The 24051-nt window shown below is 33.5% G+C and carries 24 protein-coding genes and 1 pseudogene; 23 read left to right on the top strand and 2 right to left on the bottom strand.

What is annotated here, in order from left to right:
* Positions 1-37: 37 nt before the first annotated feature.
* The 18 genes and pseudogenes from HF990_RS11875 to HF990_RS11795 all read left to right on the top strand — a co-directional run bounded on the left by HF990_RS11875 (position 38) and on the right by HF990_RS11795 (position 16140).
* The gene (locus HF990_RS11875) at positions 38-850 is read left to right on the top strand and encodes a flagellin N-terminal helical domain-containing protein (protein WP_168412674.1); all 813 of its coding nucleotides are present in this window, start codon (positions 38-40) and stop codon (positions 848-850) included.
* 98 nt (positions 851-948) lie between these two features.
* Positions 949-2631: a motility associated factor glycosyltransferase family protein gene (locus HF990_RS11870; protein WP_168412673.1), complete on the top strand. Its 1683-nt coding sequence runs from the start codon at positions 949-951 to the stop codon at positions 2629-2631.
* Between the two features lie 5 nt (positions 2632-2636).
* Positions 2637-2978: a hypothetical protein gene (locus tag HF990_RS11865; RefSeq protein ID WP_168412672.1), complete on the top strand. Its 342-nt coding sequence runs from the start codon at positions 2637-2639 to the stop codon at positions 2976-2978.
* A gap of 53 nt (positions 2979-3031) precedes the next feature.
* The gene (locus tag HF990_RS11860; protein ID WP_168412671.1) at positions 3032-4033 is read left to right on the top strand and encodes an NAD-dependent 4,6-dehydratase LegB; all 1002 of its coding nucleotides are present in this window, start codon (positions 3032-3034) and stop codon (positions 4031-4033) included.
* The gene (locus HF990_RS11855; RefSeq protein WP_168412670.1) at positions 4030-5175 is read left to right on the top strand and encodes a LegC family aminotransferase; all 1146 of its coding nucleotides are present in this window, start codon (positions 4030-4032) and stop codon (positions 5173-5175) included. The genes HF990_RS11860 and HF990_RS11855 overlap by 4 nt, the downstream gene beginning before the upstream one ends.
* 17 nt (positions 5176-5192) lie before the next feature.
* The gene (gene neuC, locus HF990_RS11850; protein WP_168412669.1) at positions 5193-6368 is read left to right on the top strand and encodes a UDP-N-acetylglucosamine 2-epimerase; all 1176 of its coding nucleotides are present in this window, start codon (positions 5193-5195) and stop codon (positions 6366-6368) included.
* Positions 6369-6770: 402 nt separating this feature from the next.
* Positions 6771-6941, top strand: a pseudogene (locus HF990_RS15395) (formyl transferase); the annotation flags it as partial.
* On the top strand, positions 6938-8014 hold the full coding sequence (gene neuB, locus HF990_RS11845) for an N-acetylneuraminate synthase (RefSeq protein WP_168412668.1): 1077 nt from the start codon (positions 6938-6940) through the stop codon (positions 8012-8014). The pseudogene HF990_RS15395 and the gene neuB, both read left to right, overlap by 4 nt.
* Positions 8007-8630 (top strand): acetyltransferase, encoded by a 624-nt coding sequence (locus tag HF990_RS11840; RefSeq protein ID WP_168412667.1) that lies wholly within the window; start codon positions 8007-8009, stop codon positions 8628-8630. The genes neuB and HF990_RS11840 overlap by 8 nt, the downstream gene beginning before the upstream one ends.
* Before the next feature lie 3 nt (positions 8631-8633).
* Positions 8634-9677 carry a nucleotidyltransferase family protein gene (locus tag HF990_RS11835; protein ID WP_168412666.1) on the top strand — a complete coding sequence of 348 codons (1044 nt, stop codon included), beginning with the start codon at positions 8634-8636 and terminating at the stop codon, positions 9675-9677.
* Positions 9674-10363, top strand: coding sequence for an acylneuraminate cytidylyltransferase family protein (locus tag HF990_RS11830; protein ID WP_168412665.1), 690 nt, complete (start codon positions 9674-9676; stop codon positions 10361-10363). The genes HF990_RS11835 and HF990_RS11830 overlap by 4 nt, the downstream gene beginning before the upstream one ends.
* Before the next feature lie 165 nt (positions 10364-10528).
* Complete coding sequence (locus tag HF990_RS11825) at positions 10529-10894, top strand: flagellar protein FlaG (RefSeq protein WP_168412664.1); 366 nt, start codon at positions 10529-10531, stop codon at positions 10892-10894.
* A 26-nt stretch (positions 10895-10920) separates the two neighbouring features.
* A complete protein-coding gene (gene fliD, locus HF990_RS11820) occupies positions 10921-13497 on the top strand; it encodes a flagellar filament capping protein FliD (protein ID WP_168412663.1) in 2577 nt (858 codons plus the stop codon).
* A 24-nt stretch (positions 13498-13521) separates the two neighbouring features.
* The gene (locus HF990_RS11815; protein WP_016838007.1) at positions 13522-13881 is read left to right on the top strand and encodes a flagellar protein FliT; all 360 of its coding nucleotides are present in this window, start codon (positions 13522-13524) and stop codon (positions 13879-13881) included.
* Positions 13882-13974: 93 nt separating this feature from the next.
* Positions 13975-14379, top strand: a complete 405-nt coding sequence (gene fliS, locus HF990_RS11810) for a flagellar export chaperone FliS (RefSeq protein WP_016838008.1) — start codon at positions 13975-13977, stop codon at positions 14377-14379.
* Between the two features lie 319 nt (positions 14380-14698).
* Positions 14699-15103 (top strand): PilZ domain-containing protein, encoded by a 405-nt coding sequence (locus HF990_RS11805; protein ID WP_016838009.1) that lies wholly within the window; start codon positions 14699-14701, stop codon positions 15101-15103.
* Positions 15104-15211: 108 nt separating this feature from the next.
* Positions 15212-15766: a ribosome hibernation-promoting factor, HPF/YfiA family gene (gene hpf / locus HF990_RS11800; RefSeq protein WP_016838010.1), complete on the top strand. Its 555-nt coding sequence runs from the start codon at positions 15212-15214 to the stop codon at positions 15764-15766.
* A gap of 158 nt (positions 15767-15924) precedes the next feature.
* Positions 15925-16140 (top strand): hypothetical protein, encoded by a 216-nt coding sequence (locus HF990_RS11795; RefSeq protein ID WP_168412662.1) that lies wholly within the window; start codon positions 15925-15927, stop codon positions 16138-16140.
* A 443-nt stretch (positions 16141-16583) separates the two neighbouring features.
* Here the strand turns inward: HF990_RS11795 and HF990_RS11790 are convergent, their stop codons facing one another.
* On the bottom strand, positions 16584-17927 hold the full coding sequence (locus tag HF990_RS11790; protein WP_016838011.1) for a helix-turn-helix domain-containing protein: 1344 nt from the start codon (positions 17925-17927) through the stop codon (positions 16584-16586).
* A 224-nt stretch (positions 17928-18151) separates the two neighbouring features.
* Here HF990_RS11790 and HF990_RS11785 point away from each other — a divergent pair, with 224 nt between their 5' ends.
* From HF990_RS11785 to HF990_RS11765, 5 genes are all read left to right on the top strand, one after another.
* Positions 18152-19351: a M20 metallopeptidase family protein gene (locus tag HF990_RS11785; protein WP_168412661.1), complete on the top strand. Its 1200-nt coding sequence runs from the start codon at positions 18152-18154 to the stop codon at positions 19349-19351.
* 96 nt (positions 19352-19447) lie between these two features.
* Complete coding sequence (locus HF990_RS11780) at positions 19448-19852, top strand: carboxymuconolactone decarboxylase family protein (protein WP_016838013.1); 405 nt, start codon at positions 19448-19450, stop codon at positions 19850-19852.
* Between the two features lie 23 nt (positions 19853-19875).
* Positions 19876-20748, top strand: a complete 873-nt coding sequence (locus HF990_RS11775; RefSeq protein ID WP_311733644.1) for an NAD(P)-dependent oxidoreductase — start codon at positions 19876-19878, stop codon at positions 20746-20748.
* A gap of 26 nt (positions 20749-20774) precedes the next feature.
* Positions 20775-21587 (top strand): DUF3100 domain-containing protein, encoded by an 813-nt coding sequence (locus HF990_RS11770; RefSeq protein ID WP_016838016.1) that lies wholly within the window; start codon positions 20775-20777, stop codon positions 21585-21587.
* Between the two features lie 25 nt (positions 21588-21612).
* On the top strand, positions 21613-22056 hold the full coding sequence (locus HF990_RS11765; protein ID WP_016838018.1) for a hypothetical protein: 444 nt from the start codon (positions 21613-21615) through the stop codon (positions 22054-22056).
* 261 nt (positions 22057-22317) lie between these two features.
* On the opposite strand, the gene HF990_RS11760 is transcribed toward HF990_RS11765, so the two are convergent.
* Positions 22318-23199, bottom strand: a complete 882-nt coding sequence (locus HF990_RS11760; RefSeq protein WP_184656239.1) for a DMT family transporter — start codon at positions 23197-23199, stop codon at positions 22318-22320.
* Positions 23200-24051 lie beyond the last annotated feature (852 nt).

Genomic DNA, 24051 nt, shown 5'->3' with positions numbered 1-24051 from the left:
ATGTGGAGTATAAAACATTTTCAAGGAGGAATTCATAATGAGAATTCAACACAATATTTCAGCTTTAAACACTCACCGTAACCTATCATTCAATAACTCTCAAGCTGCGAAAAACCTTGAGAAATTATCTTCAGGTTACAAAATCAACCGCGCTGGTGACGATGCAGCAGGTTTAGCGATTTCTGAAAAAATGCGCGGACAAATCCGTGGTCTTGACATGGCATCTAAAAATGCTCAAGACGGTATTTCATTAATTCAAACTGCTGAGGGTGCACTTAACGAAACTCACGCGATTTTACAACGTATGCGTGAGCTAGCAGTACAATCTGCGAACGATACAAACACTGATGAAGACCGTCAACAACTACAAAAAGAAGTAAGTGCTTTATTAACAGAAATTACACGTATTTCTACTGATACTGAGTTCAACACTCAAAAATTATTAAATGGTTCATTCAGCGGAAAAATCATCCACATCGGTGCAAATACTGGACAAATTTTAACAGTATCAATTGGTTCAATGAATGCAACTGCATTAGGCGTTAATTCTGTTAACATTGGTACACAATCAGGTGCAAATAGTGCGATTGCTTTAATCGATTCTGCAATTAAAGCTGTATCTTCTCAACGTGCTGATTTAGGTGCTATTCAAAACCGTTTAGAGCATACAATTAACAACTTAGGTGCTACATCTGAAAACCTAACTGCAGCTGAATCACGTATCCGTGACGTTGATATGGCAAAAGAAATGATGGAATTTACTAAGAATAACATTTTAATGCAAGCTGCACAATCAATGCTAGCACAAGCAAATCAACAACCTCAAGGCGTACTTCAATTATTACAATAATTGATTGAAGGCTAAAAAGCTGAAGCTAAACGCTTCGGCTTTTTTTACATGTGCTTTACTAATATTTATTTATGTTAAAAAGAAAAGGTGAATACCTCATGTACACACTTATTAGAGAAGTAAATTCTAGAAATATAGAAGTTATTAAAATAAAAGATCATCATTCAAATCGTATGATAGCGTTGAATTCACAAGTTTCTCCACAGAAGGAAATAGAAAAATTCATTGAACAATTAAGATCGAATAAATGTTATTTTATTATTGGATCTGGTAACGGTACTTTATTACAATATTTAATAGATTTAAAATTAAAATCTAAAATCTATATTTTAGAACCTTTTAAAGAAATTGATTTTGATAACGAATTAAAAGGGGAACTAAAAAAAAATAATATTTATTTTTTCCATGAAGAAAATCTAAACTATCTTCAAATAACAGGAGCAATCCGTAGTTCCACTGGGATGGAATTTGAAATTTTATTTCATCCGAATTATGACAAACTTAGTAAAAATATTTTAAACCCAATAATTCAAAAAATAAAAATGGGTACGACCACAGCATCAATTAATAAAAATACAGAAAAATTTTTTAGATTTGATTGGTTAATAGAACCTATCTTAAATTTAAGTTTAAGTAAAAACGGGAAAAGTTTATTGGAAATAAAGGAGAATTTTTTAGGTAAGCCGTTTATTTTAGTTGCATCCGGACCATCGTTAGTAGATAACTTAGATTTTATTAAAAAAAATCAAGATAAAGCTTATATATTAGCATCAGGATCAGCTGTAAATGGTTTATTAAATAACGGAATTATACCCGATTTTGTTACCATTATTGATGCTTCACTTGTAAACTTTACAGCTCATTTTGAGAATACTAAATATTCAGGACCTATTATTACTACGGGTACTGCGAATCATTTAATTTTAAAACATCATAAAGGAGAATTATATTTCACAAACTTTGAACTAGATACTATTACAGCAGAAGTAAGACCGGATTTTTTAAAGGTTTCTACAGTATCATCTGTTGCAATATATTCTCTATTACTTACTCATTATTTAGGTGCAAGTGAAGTTTTCTTAGTTGGACAAGATTTAGCATTAAAAGACGGAAAATATTATGCAAATGGAGTTCATGAACATCAAGCTTCAAAGAATTTAGGAGATATAGTTGAAGTAGAGGGGAATATTGGTGGTAAAGTATCAACAAATTTAAACTTGGCGTCAATGTTAGAGAATTTTAACAATGCAGTTTCAGTTATTCAAGAAGTGAATAATCAAATAAAAATTTATAATTTATCGAAAAGTGGTGCAAAAATCAAAGATGTTCCATTTAAAGATAAAAATGATATTATGTTAGCTGAAACAATTGATAAATCATGGATTCCAACAAATGTTAGTAAAAAAGAAATCGATTATACTTTATCATTAGAGTACTATAAAAAAATTATAGACAGTAAAAAAGAAGTTGATGATATTTCTAGAAAAATTAAAAAAATAAACTCAAAAGCAGTAACATTTAAAGATTTAGAAAAGTTATTAAAGCTCATTAAAAAACTGAGACAAAATGCAATGATAGAAACACATATTTTAAATATGATTTATTCAAGTACAAAGTCAATTAATAATATGTTTGAATTTGGTTTTGAAGGAAATTTCCAAACTAATGAAGAACGAGTTGAAATGCTAAAAAAACTCTTGGATTTTGTAGAAATTGTACAGAATTATTTAGAAGAGTTAATTCAACATAATAATTGGCCAGAAATATTTAAGCGCAGGTGATAATAATGTGTGATGTACTAGAAGTAGTTGAATCTTATAATGAATATTTAAAAAAAATTCCCAATGGAACATTGTATATTGCGGAATGTTTACGTGAGGAAAAATTAGAAGAAGCATTTAAAACAATTAAAGACTTTTCAGAAGGTGTAATGTGGTTAATAAAAGTTTCAGAATTATTAAGAGAACGTAATGTAGAAGTTACACTTAATGTGGAACAAATTAATTCATTTTTAATCGAAATTAATGATGCGATAGAAAATCAAGATTATTTGCTTGTTGCTGATCTTTTTGAATATGAAGTTGCACCATTTTTTAAAGAAGTCTCCTTAATTGCAAATATTTCATAAATTTGGCTAAAGAATCAATTGTAAAATTCAGAAAAAGTGAATGGAGTTTTATTATGATTAAAAAAATTTTAGTTACAGGAGCAGACGGTTTTATTGGTTCACATCTTACAGAGGAATTAGTAAAGCAAGGTTATAATGTACGTGCCTTTGTTTACTATAATTCCTTTAATTCATGGGGATGGTTGGATCATTCATCAGAAGACATTAAATCTTCCCTTGAAATATTTGCAGGGGATATTCGTGATCCCTTTGGTGTAAAAGAGGCAATGAAAGGATGTACTCATGTATTACATTTAGCATCACTTATTGCAATTCCGTACTCTTATCACTCTCCAGCAACTTATGTTGATACGAATATTAATGGAACATTAAATGTGGTACAAGCTGCTCGAGAATTAGGTATAGAAAAAGTTGTTCATACATCTACAAGTGAAGTGTATGGAACAGCACAATATGTCCCGATTGATGAAAAACATCCATTACAAGGTCAATCTCCATATTCTGCTTCAAAAATTGGAGCTGACCAAATTGCGCTTTCTTTTTATCGCTCTTTTGATACGCCTGTTTCAATTATACGTCCCTTTAATACATATGGACCTAGGCAATCGGCACGAGCAGTAATTCCTACCATTATTAGTCAGCTTGCAAGCGGAAAATCGACTATTAAACTTGGCGCAATTAGTCCTACAAGGGATTTTAATTATGTAAAAGATACTGTTCGAGGATTTATTGCCGTAATGAAGTCTGATAATTCGATTGGAGAAGTAATCAACATAGGTTCTAATTATGAAATTTCTATTGGTGAAACTGCTCAAATGATTGCCGATATTATGGATGTAGAATTAAAAATCCAAACGGATGAGCAACGTTTACGACCTGAAAAAAGTGAAGTTGAACGATTATGGGCAGATAATTCAAAGGCAAAACAGTTACTAGGCTGGGAGCCAGAATATGCTGGAAAAGATGGTTTAAGAAAAGGATTGGAAGAAACAATTGAATGGTTTACCAATCCGAAAAATTTATCTCAATATAAGGCAGATGTTTATAATATATGAACGAACAGTGGATTCAGTTTGCAAACGAAATAAAAAAATTGTATGAAAAAGATGTTGTCCCTTTACATGAACCAATATTTGACGAAAAAGAAATTGAATATGTGACAAATTGTATCAAAACTGGATGGGTATCATCGGTAGGGTCTTATGTGAATCGATTTGAAGAAGATTTAGCGAAATTTGTAGGTGCAAAGCGTGCAGTTGCCGTTGTAAATGGTACTGCCGCTTTGCATATTGCGCTCAAAATTGTAGGCGTGCAAGAAAATGATGAGGTTTTAATGCCATCGCTCACATTTGTTGCGACTGCCAACGCAGCGTCTTATTTAGGGGCAATTCCGCATTTTGTTGATGTTTCTTATGAAACCCTAGGGATCGATCCAGTTAAATTAGATAAACATTTAGAAGGAATCGGTGTTTTAAGAAATGGACAATTATATAACAAACAAACAGGTAGACGGATAGCTGCAGTTGTTCCAATGCATACCTTTGGCCATCCTGTAGATTTGGATGGGTTATTAGAGTTATGTGATAAATTCAACCTAGTGTTAGTGGAAGATGCTGCAGAGTCATTAGGTTCGTATTATAAAGGAAAACATACAGGTACTTTTGGAAAAGTAGCTGCATTTAGTTTTAACGGCAACAAAATCGTCACAACTGGTGGCGGTGGAGCAATTGTTACGAATGATGATCAATTAGCTGATTATGCAAAACATTTAACAACCACAGCAAAAATCCCACATCGTTGGGAATATGTGCATGATGAAATCGGCTATAATTATCGGATGCCGAATATTAATGCCGCGTTAGGGTGTGCGCAGTTGGAAAAATTGCCAAAGTTTATAGAGCAGAAAAGAAAATTAACAGATACATATAAAAAAATAATTTCTCAATTAGAAGATGTTCGATTGTTTACAGAGTCAAACAATGCTCAGAGTAATTATTGGTTACAAACAATAATATTGGGTGAAAAATTAAAACGCAATGATATTTTGAAAATTTTAAATGATGATGGAGTCATGTCTCGACCAATCTGGAAACCGATGCATATGCTTAAAATATATAAGAATTATCCAAAAGCTAAACTAGATTATACAGAGAAACTTAATCGAAGTATTATCAATATTCCAAGTACCCCGTTATGATGATGGAGTGTAGAAAATTGAAAAGAAAAATATGTATTGTTACAGGTACTAGAGCTGAATATGGATTATTATATTGGCTAATGAAAAGAATACAAAAAGATAAGAATCTTCAATTACAAATTGTTGCAACAGGGATGCATCTATCTCCCGAATTTGGACTAACATATAAACAAATCGAAAAAGATGGTTTTAAAATTGATGGAAAAGTAGAAATGTTGCTTTCGGGAGATACCCCAACAGCTATTTCAAAATCAGTAGGATTAGCTGTAATTTCATTTGCAGATATTTTTCAAATTTTAAATCCAGATATTGTTGTTTTATTAGGAGATCGTTTCGAGATTTTTGCTGCGGCACAAACTGCGATGATAATGCGTATTCCAATTGCACATATACATGGAGGGGAATTAACAGAAGGAGTGATAGATGATCCTATTAGACATTCAATAACAAAAATGGCACATCTACATTTTACAGCAACTGAAGAATATAGGCAGAGAGTTATACAAATGGGGGAACAACCTAAAAATGTTTATAATGTAGGTACTTTAGGAATTGAAGGCATTAAAAAGTTATCTTTATTAGATAAGGACGAGCTTTCAAAAAATATAGGTGTAAAATTAGAAAAATTTTTCCTTGTTACATTGCATCCTACAACATTAGAGAAAAGTACTTCTGAAAAACAAATTTTAACATTATTAAAAGCTCTTGATAAATTTTCTGATTATCAAGTAATTTTTACGAAAACCAATGCTGATACGGAAGGTAGAATAATTAATTACAATATTGAAAAATACGTAAAAGAAAATCCAAAAAGAGCTTATGTATTTGATTCTTTAGGGCAGGTCAGATATTTAAGTGCAATCAAACATTGTGAATTGGTAATAGGAAATTCATCAAGCGGTTTATTAGAAGTTCCATATTTCCGCAAAGCAACTATCAATATTGGAATAAGACAACAAGGAAGATTAAAAGCGGAATCTGTTATTGATTGTGATTTTAAAGAAGAATCTATTGTTAATGCGATTAATATAGGTTTATCAAATGAATTCAAAAAAAGAATTAATAATATGAAAATGTTGTACGGGGAAGGAAATACTTCAGAACAGATTGTTGAAGTCCTAAAAAATGTAGATTTAGAGAAAATTTTAATAAAAAGATTTTATGATATAGAGGAATATAAATGGAAATATTAAATATTGGTTGTGTAAAATCGAGTAAAGTCTTTTTAAGAGCAATTTTAGATAATACGAATACAGAAATTATTGGAAATTGTAACAAAAGTTTTTTATTATAATGCAGATTATGAACCATTAAATGAAATTGCAGAAGAATAGGCATTGATTGGATAGATTATAAAAATCCTTAACAATTAATTGATTGGATTCAATTGAAGCAACTTGATATTAATTACAGGAGGTTTTTACATACCCTAAGTTTAGGAACAATTTGTAATCATCCAACTCTTTTACCAAAAAATCGTGGAAGACATTCAATTATTTGGACTATCGTGTTAGGATTGAAAGGAACCTGCTCAACTTTTTTTATTTAGATGAAAAAACTGATTCAGGGGATATTATTAGTCTCTTTCCAGACCGTATATTGGAGCACATTTTGATTATAATGATTTCGAAATTAAAGTTTGTAAACCAGAAATTTTAAGTGTTGAGATAGAAAGTAATATTGAACCAGTTAAAATTGTCAGTGTTGATAAAAATTCATTTACAGTAAAAACTGGAGATTCCTTTTTAAAGGAGAGAATCGAATGAATAAAACTTTTATAATTGCTGAAGCTGGAGTGAATCATAACGGTTCACTTGAAATTGCGAAAAAATTAGTGGACGTCGCCAAAATGGCAGGTGCTGATGCTGTAAAATTTCAAACTTTTAAAACCGAAAACCTAGTGACAAAATCTGCTCAACAAGCAAATTATCAAATTGAAAATTTGGGTGAGGCAACTTCTCAATTTGAAATGCTAAAAAAATTGGAATTGTCTTATGATGAATTTGCCCAATTGCAAGAGTATTGCAAGTCTCAAAATATTGAATTTTTATCGACACCCTTTGATTTTGAGAGTGTCGATTTTCTTTTCGATGATTTGAAGATTTCAATTGCCAAAATTCCTTCTGGAGAGTTAACAAATTTACCGCTTATTCATCATATTGCAACCAAACAAAAGCCTATCATTTTATCCACAGGGATGGCAACGATAGATGAAATTCATGAAGCATTGGCATTTATTGCATTTGGTCTTGCCAATCCAAAAGAACCTGTTTCGTTAGAGCGTGTCAATGAATTTTATAAAACACAAGAAGCAAAAAATATTTTGAAAACATATGTAACAATTTTGCATTGTACCACTGAATATCCTGCCCCATTTGAAACAATTAATTTAAAAGCAATGCAACAAATGGAAAAGGAATTTGAATTGCCAGTGGGATTATCGGATCATTCGGACGGAATAGCTGTTCCTATCGCAGCAACAGCACTTGGTGCAAAAGTTATTGAAAAACATTTTACTCTTGATCGTACATTGGAAGGTCCAGATCATCGTGCTTCATTGGAACCAAATGAATTAACAGCAATGGTAAAAAGGATAAGGGAAGTGGAACGAGCGTTAGGAACAGGAAAAAAAGAACCCTCATTCGTTGAACTTGAAAACCGCAATGCAGCTCGAAAAAGCTTGGTGGCAAAAAGACAAATTAAAACCGGTGAAGTTTATACTAAAGACAATTTAACAATTAAACGACCAGGAAATGGTATACCCTCTAAGTACTATTGGTCTTATATTGGAAAAGTTTCTAAAAAAACATATGAAAAGGACGATTTAATTGATGAATAAGCCAATAATAATTCTTGGGAACGGTGGTCATGCCTCTGTATTAACGGAAATATTATTGAGTCAAAATCGAAAAATTATTGGTTTTACAGCACCTGATATGGAAGAAAATCAGTTTCAAATTCCCTATTTGGGGAATGATGAGACAATTCTGCAATATGATTCAAATAAAGTTGAATTAGTATTAGGAATTGGTTCCATAAGTGTATCCAATCATAGACGAAGATTATTTGAACTATTCACCAATAAGCAGTATACATTTGCTAATGTTATACATCCATCTGCGATTATTGCTCCATCTGTAAAGCTGGGTCAAGGGGTCCAAATAATGGCTGGAGCAATCATTCAAACAAATTCCTTTGTTGCCGATAATACAATTGTAAACACTGGCGCTAAAATTGATCATGATTGTGGAATTGGAGCACATGTACATTTAGCACCAGGAACTACTCTTTCTGGAGAAGTGAAAATTGGTGAAGGTACTCATGTTGGGACAGGTGCTACAATTATCCAGGGAATTACTATTGGAAATCATTGTTTAATTGGTGCTGGAGCTGTTGTTATTCATAATATTAAGCATGGTGTAAAAGCAGTAGGTGTACCAGCAAAGGAAGTGTAATCTATGAAAGATTGGAAAACAATAATTGTACGGGAAGAAAACACGTTATTAGAAACAATGCAGATTATTGACAAATCATCATTGCAATTCGCAGTAGTAGTAAATACTGATGGAAAACTATTAGGAACTGTAACAGATGGTGATATACGTAGAAGTATATTACGCGGAGATTCTTTAGATACGAAAATTACAAATGTAATGAATCCATCTCCTATTACTGCTAAGGTAGGTCAATCAAGAAACAAATATATACAGCTAATGAAAACAAAAAAACTAAAACAACTTCCTATTGTCGATAAAAATAATAAGATTATTAATATTATATTTTGGGATAAAATTGTTTCTAACAATGATAATTTAGCAGTATTAATGGTTGGTGGATTAGGTACTAGGCTTAGACCTTTAACTAATGACGTTCCAAAACCTATGTTGAAAGTTGGGGGAAAACCCATATTAGAAACAATTATTGAAGGTTTCAAACAGTATGGTTACACAAATTTTATTTTAAGTGTGAATTATAAAAAAGAAGTGATTCAAAATTATTTCCAAAATGGGGAAGCATTTGATGTAAATATTTCATATATAGAAGAACCAAAGAGACTTGGTACTGCTGGCGCGTTATCATTATTACCTAAAAGACCACTGAAACCGTTTTTTGTAATGAATGGGGATTTATTAACACAGGTGAATTTTGAACAGTTAATGAATTTCCATATGGAAAATAACTCTTTAGCAACAATGTGTGTGCGAGAGTATGAATATCAAATTCCTTATGGAGTAATTGAAACTAATGGAGTAGAATTAGTATCAATTCAAGAAAAACCTATACATAAAAGTTTTGTAAATGCTGGTATTTATGTTTTAAGCCCTAAAGCATTAGATTATATTCCAAAAAATCAATATTACGATATGCCAGAGTTATTTCAAAAGTTATTAAATGAAGAAAAAATGACAACTGTATTTCCAATTCGAGAATATTGGTTAGATATAGGAAGAATGGATGATTTTGAGAGAGCTAATTTGGAATACAAGGAGCGTTATGAATGAATCCGAAAATATTAGCTATCATTCCTGCACGAGGAGGATCAAAAGGAGTTCCACGAAAAAATATCCGTGATTTAGCGGGGAAGCCCCTAATTGCTTGGACAATTGAAGAAGCGAAAAAATCAAAATATATTACACGTTTAATTTTATCATCAGATGATGATGAAATTATTGAAATAGCAAAGAGGTACGGATGCGAGGTACCATTTAAACGACCAGCAGAGTTAGCAAAGGATGATACACCGGGAATAGAAACAGTCCTCCACACAATTGAAAAATGCCCTGGATACGATTATGTAGTTTTATTACAGCCAACCTCACCGCTTAGAACAGTTGAGGATATTGATGAATGTATTGAATTCTTTATTAATAAAAATATAGACTTTTGTGTGAGCGTAACACAATCTGAAAAAAGCCCATATTGGATGTATAAAGTGGATAAAAGTGCTGATATGAAACCTTTAATCCATCTAAATGAAATGGTAACTAGGAGACAAGATTTACCTGCAAGTTATGCATTAAATGGTGCAATATATATTGCAAAAGTAGATAAATTGTTACAGGAAAGGTCATTTCTTAATTTGAATACAAAAGCTTTTATTATGTGTAGAGAAAATTCTTTTGATATTGATACAGAGCTAGATTTTTTCATATGTGAGCAATTGTTATTAAAAAGAAAGAAAAAATAGAATAAGGACAATTAAGCGACAATTATACTTTTTATCGTAAGTATTAATCGTCGCTTTATTTTTTCTATATAATTTTTGAAAATTAATATAAATTTGAACCAATCAATCCGATATAACTATTAGTAAATAATCTTTTTGCTCGGTTTAATCAAGGAGGAGTAACTTATGCGCATTTCTTCACAATCAGCTGTAGATACTTCAACAGTTGTTAAAGCTGTTGAAAATGCCTCAGTTGATAAAATCAATAAGCAAGGAAGCAATGAGTCATTGGTTATTGATAATAATACAATCGGCAACGAAGAATCTACAAAAGAAAAAATAAAACAAGCAGTAAAATCGATGAATGAATTTTTAGAAATCAATCATAGAAGTTCTAGATTTGTTTATCATGAAGGTTTGGAACGCTACTACATCACGGTAATTGATCAGGATACCGAAGAAGTAATAAAAGAAATTCCGCCAAAAAAATTGCTTGATGCTTTCTATGAAATGCAGAAATTAGTCGGCATGATTGTAGACGAAAAAATTTAACGGGAACATATTAGGGAGGTTTTTATATGTCACAACTTCGTATCGGTGGATTAGCTTCTGGTATGGATATAGATGAATTAGTTGAAAAACTGATGCAAGCAGAGCGTGCCCCACTTAATAAATTAGAACAACAAAAGCAAATTTATGAATGGACTCGCGATGCCTATCGCAATGTGAATAAAAAATTACAAACTTTTGATACTTATATTGCGGATAATTTATTGCTAAAAAGTTTCAATACGAAAACAGCCACTTCCTCAAATTCTAGTTTAGTCGAAGCTACTGCAACTGGTTCAGCTGCAGGAACTTTGACAATTGAAGGGGTTTCTCAATTAGCTTCGGCTGCTCGTGCAGTAGGCGGGCAAGTAAATGGGATTGGTACAACAACATTAGGAGATTTATTTGCGAACAGTGGTGTAACAGTAAGTCAAAATTATATTGAAATTCGTGCCATTCAAAAGGACGGTACATTAGCTGCTAAAGCCACAAGAATAGAATTTACAGAAAATATGACAATTGATCAATTCGTTAGCAAGATTAATAGCAGTGCTGCTGGTGTTAGTGCCGTGTTCGAAAATGGACGTCTTTCTATAACTGCGAAAAACACTGGTGATGTAAAAGGTGGAGCTGAAATTGTTGTTGACTCTGGTCAAGAAGTTTTTGCAGCATTTCAATTTACTGACACAACAAATTTAGCTGATAACGGTAAAAATGCCATTTTTCAAGTTAATGGTATAGCTACAGAAAGAGCATCCAACTCATTTAGCATTTCTGGCTATAACGTTACGTTAAAGTCCACTTTCAATAGTGTTCAAACAATCGCTGAAAAATATATTGCAGCTCAAAAAGAATTGGAATTAGCTGGTATTAACTTAACAAATAAAACTAATCAGTATAATAATGCCAAAGATGCTTATTATGGTGTTGGTGCTACAGAAACACCGAGTTATACGACTGCGCATAACAATGCATATAAAGTTGCTTTTGGAAATACACTAACTCTTTCAGAACAAGAACTCTTTAATAAACTCGGAAGTGCATTTTGGAGAAAATTATCGGATGATGAAATTAATTTCATTTTAGAAAATAAAGATGATTTAAAAACAGCAATCGAAGCAAGTGATTATACGAACCTAAAAGCTCTATCTGATGATAAGATTCAAATTTTAGCTGATTTATCTGAACAAGAATTAGTAGATTATAGATTACATGCAAATTATCAAGTTTATGGTACAAAGTTAAAAGATTTTGATGCAGCAGCAATTGCCGCTATCCAAAACTTTGCTTATGATAGTAATGACGACTTAACGACAATTCATGAGAATATTGATAATAACCCTGAATTTAGCGATGAAGTTAAAAAGGTACTTAAATCTCTATCTAAAGATGATTTAACGAATTTACTATCCACTTCGCCAAGTACGTTAGAGATTTATCACCAAAAAGCTCAAGCAGATGATTTGAAAACAAAATATAGCGCTCTTGGTGATTCGTTCTTTAATAATTTATCTGCCTCTGAAATTGAAACAATTAGCAATATCGATTTTACTCAAGAAGATGCAATTTCATCCATTGCCGATGAAACTTTGCGCAATAAACTAGAGAAGCTAACTGAAAATCAAATAAAAGCATTAGATAGTTTAACAGAGGAACAATTAAACAATTTTAAAAATTTAGCGGAACAAAACATTATTAGAAGTAATTATGTTAAAGCAAATTCTGAATTAAATGCGGCTCAAACTCGTTTAACGAATGCACAAAATACTTTTGATACTGCAAAAGAAGATGCACAAAATGCCGGTATATTAAATGGTGATGATATAGATGAAGATGCTTTAATAGGTGCGCCAACAACAAGTCCGGTATCGATTACATCTACAACCAACGTGGATGACATTATTTCTAAAATAAAAGATTTTGTAAACACATATAATGGTTTAATCAAAGAATTAAATGATTTAATTAAAGAATCAAAATATAGAGATTACCCACCTTTAACTGAAGCCCAAAGAAAAGAAATGGATGAAAAAGAAATTGAACTTTGGGAAGAAAAAGCTAAAAGTGGTCTACTGCGCAGCGACTCGATTATTCGAGAAGGTATTTCTAAAATGCGTGCATTATTGTATGAATCAAATCCGGCAGTTTCCAATCCAAAATATAATACACTCTTTAGCATCGGAATCACTACTTCTAAAAATTACAATGATGGTGGTACTATTGAAATCGATGAAAACAAACTTCGCAAAGCTTTAGAGGAAGATCCGGATGCTGTGGCAGCGCTATTCACAAATTATGGTAAAAAAGACGATACTATCATTGAAAATGGCGTTGAAAAAACAGTTGATACTCGTGGATACTTACAAAAACTCCGCGAGGAAATGACAAATATCAAAAATAAAATCGAGAAAAAAGCTGGCCGTACTACAATGACTGCGAATCAGTATACTCTTGGTAAAACTTTAACTGATATCGAGTCTCGTATCAAAACTTGGAAAGACAAGCTTATTACGATTGAACAACGCTACTGGAAACAATTCACTGCGATGGAGCAAGCTATCAATAAAGCAAACATGCAAGCAAGTTTATTCATGCCTCAATATTAATGATTGAAAAGGAGTTGATATTACATGGATTTAACAAAACAATTATTACAAGTTTCTGCTAAGCTGTATCAACTCCTTTCCGATATTCCAAAAGGAGAAGAACGAGACGATTATATAGAAAACATCCATCAATTGTTGGATGAACGGGGAGAAATCATCGACTCTTTAAAGCGTCAAGGATTTCAAATTCAGCCTGAATTAAAAGATCATTCGATGCTAATGCAATTGGATGAAGGAATTCGAAAAAGACTTCAGCTTGTTATGGATGCAGTGAAAAAGGATTTAAAAGATTTGCAAAATGTGAAAAAACACGAAAAGCAATATTCAAACCCTTATGCGAGCGTACAAGTGATGGACGGCATGTATTATGATAAGAAAAAATAATAGAGAGTCACTAAAAATGAAGTATCTTCTATGATAAAATGATAGTAAAAAACTCATAGTGTTTTTTACTTAGTGATTAAAGGAGTGTCTTATATGACATTACATAATAACGCATATAATGCGTACAAACAAAACAGTATCAATACAGCTTCCCCTGGCGAACTGACATTAATGCTTTACAATGGATGTATTAAATTTTTGAATTTGGCTAGAAAGGCAATTGAAGAAAAACACATTGAAGAAAAAAACACTAATTTACAAAAAGCTCAAAATATCATTAACGAACTAATCGTTACACTCAACATGGATTACGAAATATCAAAACAAATTCTTCCATTATATGAATATATGAATCGACGCTTAATTGAAGCAAATATCAAAAACGATGTCGAAATCGTTGATGAAGTAATCGGATTGGTTACGGAATTCCGTGATACTTGGAAAGAAGTTATTAAACTAAATCGCCAACAACAATATCAAAATGTGCAGCAAGTGTAGTCGGAATTTACTAATCATTTGGATCTTAAAACGCCTTACACCCGAAATATAAGGTTGTAAGGCGTTTTTTATTTAATAAAGTCGCTAAGTATATTGGAGTTACGTTATTCGCTATTCAGTACTATGAATTTTTCAAGCGATAGGTACAAATATCCTCAAAGTTAAGGGCTTTTTTATTATCAATAACGCTTTACAATAGTTAAAAAATCGTCACAAATTTTTGTGAAAAATATTAATTCTTATTGTGGATATTTTCTTTTCATTAACGATATTTATAATAAGAAGAGTTTGGCAGGACTGTTAATTTGGGGGAATGAATATGATATCTAAAAAATATAAGCGCAAAGAGGCGTTTCGATTCGTTTTTAATCAACCATTAGATGCACAATTTTCTGTGCTTGTAAACGGACGTCGGATTGATAGTGAGATGCATCCATGTAAAATTATTGATATTAGTCCTCGGGGAATGAAAGTGTATACGAACTCAGATATTTCTAAAATATACAACCTTCCTCCTGAATCGTTGCAGTTTCAGATGCATTTTGTTTTGGATATTACAAGAATTCAAGCTATTGGTTATGTACGTTGGAGTAAACCTTTTGGTATGGGTGCTCATTTTGGATTGCAATTTAAAAATCAACCAGATATTGAAGAATTGATTATTAGCGAAATGAAGCGCCGGAGAAGAAAAGAAGTTATTTCAAAAAAATATATCGGTTTTTAAAAGGTAAAAAATTTGTCGAATTCCTAAAAAGAATACATAGTTTCTAGAAGGAATTTGCAAACTTATGTAGAATATAATTTACATAGGGTCAATAAAGGAGGAGTTTACATGTTAAACTTTAACATTCGCGGTGAAAACATTGAAGTAACTCCAGCTATTCGAGATTACGTCATCAACAAAGTTCAGAAAATTGAAAAGTTTTTCAACGAAGGTGTCAATGCTTCTGCCAATGTAAACTTGAAAGTGTATAATGATAAGAAAACAAAAGTGGAAGTAACCATTCCGTTAAAAAACTTAACGCTTCGTGCTGAAGAGCGCCATGAAGATATGTATGCTGGTATTGACTTAATTGTAGATAAACTCGAACGACAAATTCGTAAACATAAAACAAAAGTCAACCGCAAACTTCGTGATCGCGAAGGTGTAGGCGTTTATTTCGCTAATAATATTACTCCGAATAACAATGATAGCGGCAAAGATGAAGATTTTGAAATTGTTCGTACAAAACAGTTTGACTTAAAACCAATGGATGAAGATGAAGCCATTCTCCAAATGAACTTGCTCGGGCATGACTTTTATGTTTATACAGATGCGGAAACAAACAATACAAACATCGTATACAGACGAAAAGACGGAAAATACGGTTTAATTGAAACAAATTAATTAATAGACCCCTATTCCCCTCTGCTTTAGGCAGGGGGAATTTCCATTTTCGCATGTAGAAAGCATTTTATACAATGGTAAGCCCTCAAACGACGCATATCAATCGATCGTACCTCCCTGTAAGATAGAGTTATCGATTACAGAGGAGGTGTTTTTGTTTGGCAGTTGAAAAACTAAATATCGTTCCTGTCAATTTGGAATCCGATTCTGATTCAACTCCACCCTTAACGATTCGTGGTCCTCTCAAAAATAAGGAGTTATCTATACAAGTTGAGAAGCAATTTGCCCGAGCAAGGTGTTTTTCTAATCCAGCAATGGAGCTAACCACACGATTGAACGAATACCGAATAGATATATGGAGTGGATCTAAATAAGAAAAAATTGTAAGTAAAAACCGAGAAATCACTTTAGTAAAGATAAGATAATAGTCAAATTCAAAGAGATAATAGCCAACTCGGCCGAGATAATAGTCAATCTAGGTAAAATAATAGCCAAAGCCAAAAATTTGCTCCAGCAGAAATGAAATAATAGTCAAATTCAAAGGGATAATAGCCAACTCGCCGAAGATAATAGTCAATCTAGGTAAAATAATAGCCAAAGCCAAAAATTTGCTCCAGCAGAAATGAAATAATAGTCAAATTCAAAGGGATAATAGCCAACTCGGCCAAGATAATAGTCAATCTAGGTAAAATAATAGCCAAAGCCGAAAATTCGCTCCAGCAAAGAAAGGATAATAGTCAAATCCAATAAGATAATAGCCAACCTGCCCAAGATAATAGCCAACCCAGGTAAAATAATAGCCAAATCCGAAATCCAATCACTCTTCCGTCAATTTCAGTTCGTATAGCTTTCTTGGTCTACCTCTTCCAGGAGGTTGTTCTTCACCTATTACTTTCGCAAATCGATAGCTTTCTAATGTGTGTAATATTCGATTGGCTGTGCGCAATGATATGTCAAATGCTTCAGCAATTTGATGGCTTGTTATATATGGATGTTCTTGATTTTGAATAAGTGAGCGTAATTTTGAAATTGTAATGGCACTTAATGAAGTCTTCTTTGCAATATCTTGTAAATGACGATTATTCAAATGCGTTGAAAAGGAAAGGGGTTCTACTTCTTCACTGTTTAATGGCCCTATAATGCTGCCATTTTGATATGCTAAGTATGTGGTCGAAGTATGCTTTGCTTCAGCAAATTTTAACGCACGATTTGCATAAATTTCAGCACGGGCTGCATCATTTCCAACACCGATACCGATCGAGATTCTCGTTCCTAAAATTTCCTCAATCTCTTTTGTAAAAGGGAACACTTTATAATTTTTGGTAAGTTCTTTTAAAATTGATTGATTTGTATAAAGTATGGCTTTGAAATCGTTTTCGAAAGTGAGTGACATTTCATATTTCTCACAAAAATTAATAATGGCTTCTTGGAACTTTAATTTTTGCTTATAAAATGTATATCGATTTTTTGGACGGCGATCTGCTTCGTGCCATTTGACTAATATGGCAATGGTTTTGAGCTCATTGCTAATTAATTGTTCTAATTTTGCGATTAATATTTCGGTTGTCATTGAGATTGCAGCGTAAGTTGGTTTAATGCGCATCACTGGAACTTGGCGTTTTTGAAGTTCATAGGCAACACTTGTCAAACAAGTAATTGCATATTTCGTTTTTCCTTTCCGGTAATATTCTTCGTGAATATTTGCCCAGTGTTCTGTTGTATAGGAAGTATCGCCATGAATTAGAAAATAATGATCGGGCGATAAATCGATTTCCTCAAGTGCAACTTTAACCTCTTTTTCAGCTAATAAGTCTATGGAAAAAGGTGTAAATAAATTAATATCCCCTTGTTTTTTGCTTAACAGTTTATAAAGACATAAGTATAGAGCGGAGCTATCATAACGAATATGTAATGAGATAGGAGGGATTGTTTTCAGTCGAGGAACAATTTCTTCACGATATATTTCATAACCAATTGGCCCCATAAAACATAATAAATCGCATTTTTCGACAAAAGAGAGCTCTAATTTCTTCGTATCCTCAAATTGATTTACAATTGAAAGGTTAATGGATACATTGAGCAAGTTTAATTCCTCTAGCTGTGTTTTAAATTTTGTTGCAAGATCTTCTGGCCCGACGATTCCAATATTGTATACAACCATTATTTCTCCCTGCCTCAAATATGCTTTTAGAAAAATTTTATAAGAAATATTTGCTTTTTACAATGAGATTTTGACTAGTCAATTTTTAGTATTTCTAAAATACTGAAAATTGAATATTTACAAATAATAGAAAATGTGCTAATTTGTTCTTAATATTTTTAGGACTATTTATCAACCTGTCCATAAATATATTACTCTTTTGAATCTGGATAGGAGGGAGTCTGATGAACCAAACCATTTTATCTTCTGATTTAATACAACAATGGATAGAAGATGAGTTTGATGAAATTGTTGAATTGCGTAAGACTTTACACAAATACCCTGAAATCGGATTTGATTTACATAAAACATCTCAAATCGTAAAAAACTTTCTAAATAATTGTGGTATAGAAGTGCAATCAGGATATGCGAAAACTGGAGTGGTCGGCATATTAAAAGGTGGGAAAGAGGGGCCGGTTATTGGATTGCGCGCGGATATGGATGCATTGCCGATTAAAGAATGTACAGGGGTAGATTTTGCGTCACAACATGAACAGGCAATGCATGCATGTGGACATGATATGCACATGGCCATGTTACTCGGTGCGGCGAAAATTCTTTCAAAATACAAAGATCATATAGCTGGAACAATTAAATTTATTTTTCAACCGGCAGAAGAAATGTTGGCTGGTGCGAAATATATGATACAAGATGGTGCATTAACTAATCCGAATGTGGATTACATTTATGGCTTTCATGTGTGGCCTGATCTACCAATTGGAAAAATAGGTTTTAAGAGTGGGCCATTAATGGCGAGCATGGATACATTTGAAGTGGCACTGACTGGTCAAGCTGGTCATGGAGCAGCTCCACATCAAGGAATTGATGCCATTGTTGGCAGTGCCAATATTATTGCATCTTTACAAAGTGTGATTAGTAGAGAAATAGATCCGGTAGATTCAGCGGTGATTACGATCGGGAAACTGGAAGCTGGAAATGCCTTTAATATTATTCCAGAAAAAGCTGTATTTAAAGGAACTGTTCGAACGTTGAGTGATAAGACAAGAAAAGATATTCAAAAAAAGTTTTTGAGAATTATTTATGGCATGAGCAGCGCGTTACGTCTTGAGGCAGATATCATATACAACTTTGGCTATCCCGTTACAAACAATACAAAACAATATGTGTTACATGCCCAACAATTAGCAGAAGCATTATTTGGATCGGATGCTGTAGAGATATTAGAAAAGCCAAGTATGGCAAGTGAAGATTTTGCTTACTATCTTGAGCATGTGCCGGGTGCATTTTTGTTTTTAGGTGTTGGAGATGATGAAGGGGGTTCCTATAAACTCCATCATGAGAAATTTTTACCTAATGCAGAAGCGATGAAATTTGGCATTGCTTTATATATTGCATTAGCTACAACGCCATTTATTAAAAAATAAAACGGGTTTTTTATTGCATGAATTCATATAGGAATCATGCCTAACAGAGCATGGAGACGAATTAGTCCATTTCAAAAATATCGCGGGGTGTTGTGTGTGACGATAGAAAAATTTAAAGAAACGTTTAGAGAAATGTATAAAGAAGGGTTTAAAGCAAGAGAGGAAGTTTTAGGCGAGGAAAATGTCCAACAGTTCATTAGGAATACGAATGAGTTTAATCGTTCTTTTCATGAACTGGCTATGCAGTATTGTTGGGGAGAAATATGGAATCGCCCAAATCTCGATCGAAAAACGAGAAGTTTAATTAATATAGCATTGTTAACAGCATTAAATTATCAACACGAACTAAAAATTCATTTGCAAGGGGCTATCAATAATGGCTGTACAAAGGAAGAGATAGAGGAGGTCTTCTTACAATGTGCCGTTTATTGCGGCATTCCTGCAGCAGGAAATGGGATTGCGACAGCACTCGAATTTTTTAAAGAAATAGAAAGTAAATAGTTTCCATTCACGGGGGGATGTGTGTGAAGATTGGAATAATCGGCTGCGGACTTATGGGAAAAGGCATTGCCTACAACTACATTCAAAATAAGGATGACGTATATATTTACGATACAAATCCACAAGTAAAAGATTGGATCCAAGAAAATGAGGGCATTGCAGTTGATTCTCTTCAACAATTAGGGGAGAAAGTGGAGTTCATTATTTCATCGTTACCGACAGTTGAAGCCGTAAAAGATGTGTATTTAAATGCATTATTAAATGTGTTAAAACCTGGTTCTGTAATTGTAGATATGAGCACAACAGATGCTGGCACAGCGATAGAAATCGCATCGATTTACAATGAAAAAGGAATGTATTTTTTTGACTCACCAGTAAGTGGTGGGCCTAATGGAGCGAGAAATGGCACATTGACATTGATGGTTGCTGGTGATCAAGAGAAGTTTAATGAAATTCTTCCTATTTTGCAGGTTGTAGGGAAGGACATCATTTATTTAGGGAAAAACGGAAACGGCCAAATTGCAAAACTTTGTCATAATATCGTCGTTGCATCAACCATTGCAAGCATTGGGGAGGCATATACAGTTGCATCAAAAGCTGGCTTAGATTTAGAAAAATTAGAAGAAATCCTTTCAAAAGGAAGTGCTTCAAGAGTTCTTGCAGTTTTTGGAGACAATATTTTAAAGAAAGCGTATGACAATGTTTTGTTTAGTTTGGACCATATGCATAAGGATGTTTCTCTCTATACAAAAACAGCTGCAGAGTTACAAGTTCCTGTTTTATTGGGAGCACAAACGTATCAACTTTTTGAAGCTGCCAAATCTCAAGGACTTGGTAGCAAAGATACAACCGCAGTTTGCCAATTTATTGAAAAATTGGTTTTATCAACTACGTAATTATTGAGCTTTAAAGGAGTGGAATGATGAGGGAACTCTTAAACTGGAAAATCCATGCATTCGTATTTGTATTAGTATGTATTGCTGAATTTATTGGGGTAAAAAGTTTAAACATTGGGGTTGGAGCGATTGCCTTCTTCCCGATGCTGTATGCGTTAATTTTGGGAGCAATCATTAGTTTGCCAAGATTTAAAATTTTATCCGATAAAGAGATGGATATTGCTTCAAAAATATTGGGAATCTCCTTTATGTTATTCGTTGCAAAGTTAGGTACGTTGATGGGGCCTTCTATCCCGCAATTATTAGATGCTGGGTTAACATTAACGTTGCAAGAGGTAGGTCACTTTTTAGGAACGATTGTATTTGGTTTACCTGTTGCTCTACTAATTGGGATGAAACGGGAAGCAATCGGTGCGACATTTTCCATCGACCGGGAACCGAATTTAGCGATTATAGCAGAAAAATATGGTGCAGACTCTCCTGAATCTCGCGGTGCCATCGGCGTTTATATTTGCGGAACATTATTTGGAGCACTCTATTTATCTTTACTTGCTAGTTTAATAGCAAGTATCGGCTGGTTCCATCCAATTTCTCTCGCGATGGGAGCTGGGGTAGGATCCGGTAGTATGATGGCTGCAATGACCGGTGCATTAGCCATTATTTTCCCGGAAGCTAGTGATGATATCGCAGTGTTTGCTGGGGCTGCTAACTTAATTACAACGATTGTTGGTACGTTTGTATGCGTTGTTTTCTCTCTACCATTTACAAATTTCTTATATAAACATTTGGAACCAATCTTGGGGAGACGTTCTAGAATTCAAACAGATGGTGAAAATTAATTGAGCTAAGTGGGGGTACACATATATGTTGGATAAAACATTAACGTTCATATTGATTGGAATCATTGCGATAGTAGGGAACTGGATTGGATATGGTGTCTCTCCAATTGATGCTTTACCTGGAATGATGATTATTGCGGCAATTACGATTTTAGGTTATGCCATTGAAAAAATTGTTCCATTAAAAATTCCAGTAGTTATTTGGGTGTCCGTTATTGCGTTATTTGTGACTTCAGCGATTTTCCCTTGGCAACAAACAATTGTAGATGCCACAACGCAAATTAACTTTATGGCGTTAGCAACTCCAATTTTAGCTTATGCGGGTCTATCATTTGGAAAAGATTTAAAAGAATTTAAAAAGCTCGGCTGGCGAATTGTTGTCGTATCACTTTTTGTGTACACGGGAACTTTCTTGTTAGCTACATTGATTGCGGAAATCGGATTTAGATTAACGGGACAATTTAAATAGTATTCAATAGTTTATTTTGCTATAGATAACATGAATTTTATTGAAAGGAGATGATATGGAAAAGGTAAATTTTTCAGTGGTTGGATGAAGAAGTAGTAATAGCGGTGTTGAAATTGGTGTTGAGGCATTTTAAAGTGGTTTTTATTTGAAGTTTGTTATTCTTGATTATATGGTGTTGAAGAGGAATAGAGATGATTAGCGAAGGTGTCCAAATCAGGATGCCTTCGCTATTTTCATAAAACAGCACTATTCTTCCAAAGTTTAAGTTTTTTCTTTTTGTCTATTTACTAAATAGATGCTTGATCCTACTAAAATCATGCCGATAAATAAATTTTTTGTAATGGCTTCATTCAAAAAAATTGCACTGACAACCACTGAAATAATAGGTACTAAAAAGGTGTAGGAACCGACTTTGCTTGCTTCACCTTCATTCATTAATTTAAAATAAATCACTTGCCCCGCAGCCATTCCTGCTGTTCCGCCCCAAATAATGGTACTGATTAAGTCAATGTTCCAAACGATGGCATTGATATTTTCAAAGAAATATCCTAAAACAAGTAGCGATCCCCCACCGAGTATCAATTGCATAACGACCATCCAATAAAAGTCGACGCTGGATTTTAATTTTTTGACAAATACGACTCCACTTGCCCAAGCAAGAGCTGTGGCGAGGGCGAGTGCAACACCAATGGCAGAAAGGTGGATAATTAATCCATCAATGCTTACAAGCACAATTCCGATAAATCCAAGCACTAAGCCAAATATTTTCGTAACGGTCATATCTTCATTCAACAACCACCAAGATAAAATGCCCAGAATAACTGGTTGAAAGTATACTAGTACAGAAAATAATCCACCTGGCAAATACACCATGCCAACTGTTTGAAGTCCCAGGTAGAGAATGTTATTTAATATTGCTGAGATTACGTAAAACTTCCAATGTTCTTTAAATTTCAAGAGATGCCGCATTTTCCAAGCAAGGGTAAACAAAATAATTCCTGCGATAAATGAACGGATTCCAGCAAAGATGAGTGGGGGCATGAAGTTAACGCCATGTTTATAGATAGGCCAGCTAACTCCCCAAATGATAATTAACAATGCAAGAAGTAAATAGGAGACGAGCGGATTCTTACTTTCTGTCAATGAGCAACCTTCTTCCATGATGTAATTAGTTTTTGGAGTGAGGTTTATGAGTTTATTAGAGGAAATTAATACTTGAATTGTGTTTTATAACTTTATCTGAGGCAACTAAAACCTCCAAATGATGAAGAACTCAGCTTAATAAATCGAATTTATCAAAATTTCTTTCGCATGATTTGATAAGCATTTTTCTGAAATACGTAATCCAGCTGTGCCCATTAGTATATGTTGAGATGCAGTAGTAGGTGCTTAGTGGGTAAGGTCTTTTGAAGAGAATTGCTATTAAAGGATGAATGATTTGTGGTTGAAATGATGGCGTAAACGATTTATTTGTTTGGCAAACATTTACGTGAAAGTGGCTAATATCAAGGTGAAGTTGGCCAATATCGATTAGAGATTGACTTATATCTTAATCGCAGAAGCAGGAAATTTTTCGAATGGCAAATATCTTTCCGAGAATGGCTAATATCAAGGCGAAGTTGACTAATATCGAATGGAGATTGACTAATATCCCACTCGCAGAAGCAGGAAAATTTTCGAATGGCAAATATTTTTCTGAGAATGGCTAATATCAAGGCGAAGTTGGCCAATATCGAATGGAGATTGACTAATATCCCACTCGCAGAAGCAGGAAATTTTTCGAATGGCAAATATCTTTCCGAGAATGGCTAATATCAAGGCGAAGTTGACTAATATCGAACAGAGATTGACTAATATCCCACTCGCAGAATATTTTTCTGAGAATGGCTAATATCAAGGCGAAGTTGGCCAATATCGAATGGAGATTGACTAATATCCCACTCGCAGAAGCAGGAAATTTTTCGAATGGCAAATATCTTTCCGAGAATGGCTAAT

It is taken from the genome of Ureibacillus thermosphaericus (assembly GCF_012396605.1).
GTDB lineage: Bacteria > Bacillota > Bacilli > Bacillales_A > Planococcaceae > Ureibacillus > Ureibacillus thermosphaericus.
The sequence above is the reverse complement of the archived record's forward strand: the minus strand, read 5'-3'. Positions and strand labels throughout refer to the sequence as shown.

What these genes read in the sequence shown, in the direction of transcription:
- HF990_RS11830 (WP_168412665.1), top strand. Translation starts at nt 9,674, where the DNA reads ATGAATCCGAAAATATTAGCTATCATTCCTGCACGAGGAGGATCAAAA.
- HF990_RS11805 (WP_016838009.1), top strand. Translation starts at nt 14,699, where the DNA reads ATGATATCTAAAAAATATAAGCGCAAAGAGGCGTTTCGATTCGTTTTT.
- neuB (WP_168412668.1), top strand. Translation starts at nt 6,938, where the DNA reads ATGAATAAAACTTTTATAATTGCTGAAGCTGGAGTGAATCATAACGGT.
- HF990_RS11825 (WP_168412664.1), top strand. Translation starts at nt 10,529, where the DNA reads ATGCGCATTTCTTCACAATCAGCTGTAGATACTTCAACAGTTGTTAAA.
- HF990_RS11790 (WP_016838011.1), bottom strand. Translation starts at nt 17,927, where the DNA reads ATGGTTGTATACAATATTGGAATCGTCGGGCCAGAAGATCTTGCAACA.
- HF990_RS11765 (WP_016838018.1), top strand. Translation starts at nt 21,613, where the DNA reads ATGTTGGATAAAACATTAACGTTCATATTGATTGGAATCATTGCGATA.
- HF990_RS11865 (WP_168412672.1), top strand. Translation starts at nt 2,637, where the DNA reads ATGTGTGATGTACTAGAAGTAGTTGAATCTTATAATGAATATTTAAAA.
- HF990_RS11840 (WP_168412667.1), top strand. Translation starts at nt 8,007, where the DNA reads ATGAATAAGCCAATAATAATTCTTGGGAACGGTGGTCATGCCTCTGTA.
- HF990_RS11785 (WP_168412661.1), top strand. Translation starts at nt 18,152, where the DNA reads ATGAACCAAACCATTTTATCTTCTGATTTAATACAACAATGGATAGAA.
- HF990_RS11860 (WP_168412671.1), top strand. Translation starts at nt 3,032, where the DNA reads ATGATTAAAAAAATTTTAGTTACAGGAGCAGACGGTTTTATTGGTTCA.
- HF990_RS11875 (WP_168412674.1), top strand. Translation starts at nt 38, where the DNA reads ATGAGAATTCAACACAATATTTCAGCTTTAAACACTCACCGTAACCTA.
- HF990_RS11835 (WP_168412666.1), top strand. Translation starts at nt 8,634, where the DNA reads ATGAAAGATTGGAAAACAATAATTGTACGGGAAGAAAACACGTTATTA.
- fliD (WP_168412663.1), top strand. Translation starts at nt 10,921, where the DNA reads ATGTCACAACTTCGTATCGGTGGATTAGCTTCTGGTATGGATATAGAT.
- HF990_RS11815 (WP_016838007.1), top strand. Translation starts at nt 13,522, where the DNA reads ATGGATTTAACAAAACAATTATTACAAGTTTCTGCTAAGCTGTATCAA.
- HF990_RS11870 (WP_168412673.1), top strand. Translation starts at nt 949, where the DNA reads ATGTACACACTTATTAGAGAAGTAAATTCTAGAAATATAGAAGTTATT.
- fliS (WP_016838008.1), top strand. Translation starts at nt 13,975, where the DNA reads ATGACATTACATAATAACGCATATAATGCGTACAAACAAAACAGTATC.
- HF990_RS11770 (WP_016838016.1), top strand. Translation starts at nt 20,775, where the DNA reads ATGAGGGAACTCTTAAACTGGAAAATCCATGCATTCGTATTTGTATTA.
- HF990_RS11855 (WP_168412670.1), top strand. Translation starts at nt 4,030, where the DNA reads ATGAACGAACAGTGGATTCAGTTTGCAAACGAAATAAAAAAATTGTAT.
- hpf (WP_016838010.1), top strand. Translation starts at nt 15,212, where the DNA reads ATGTTAAACTTTAACATTCGCGGTGAAAACATTGAAGTAACTCCAGCT.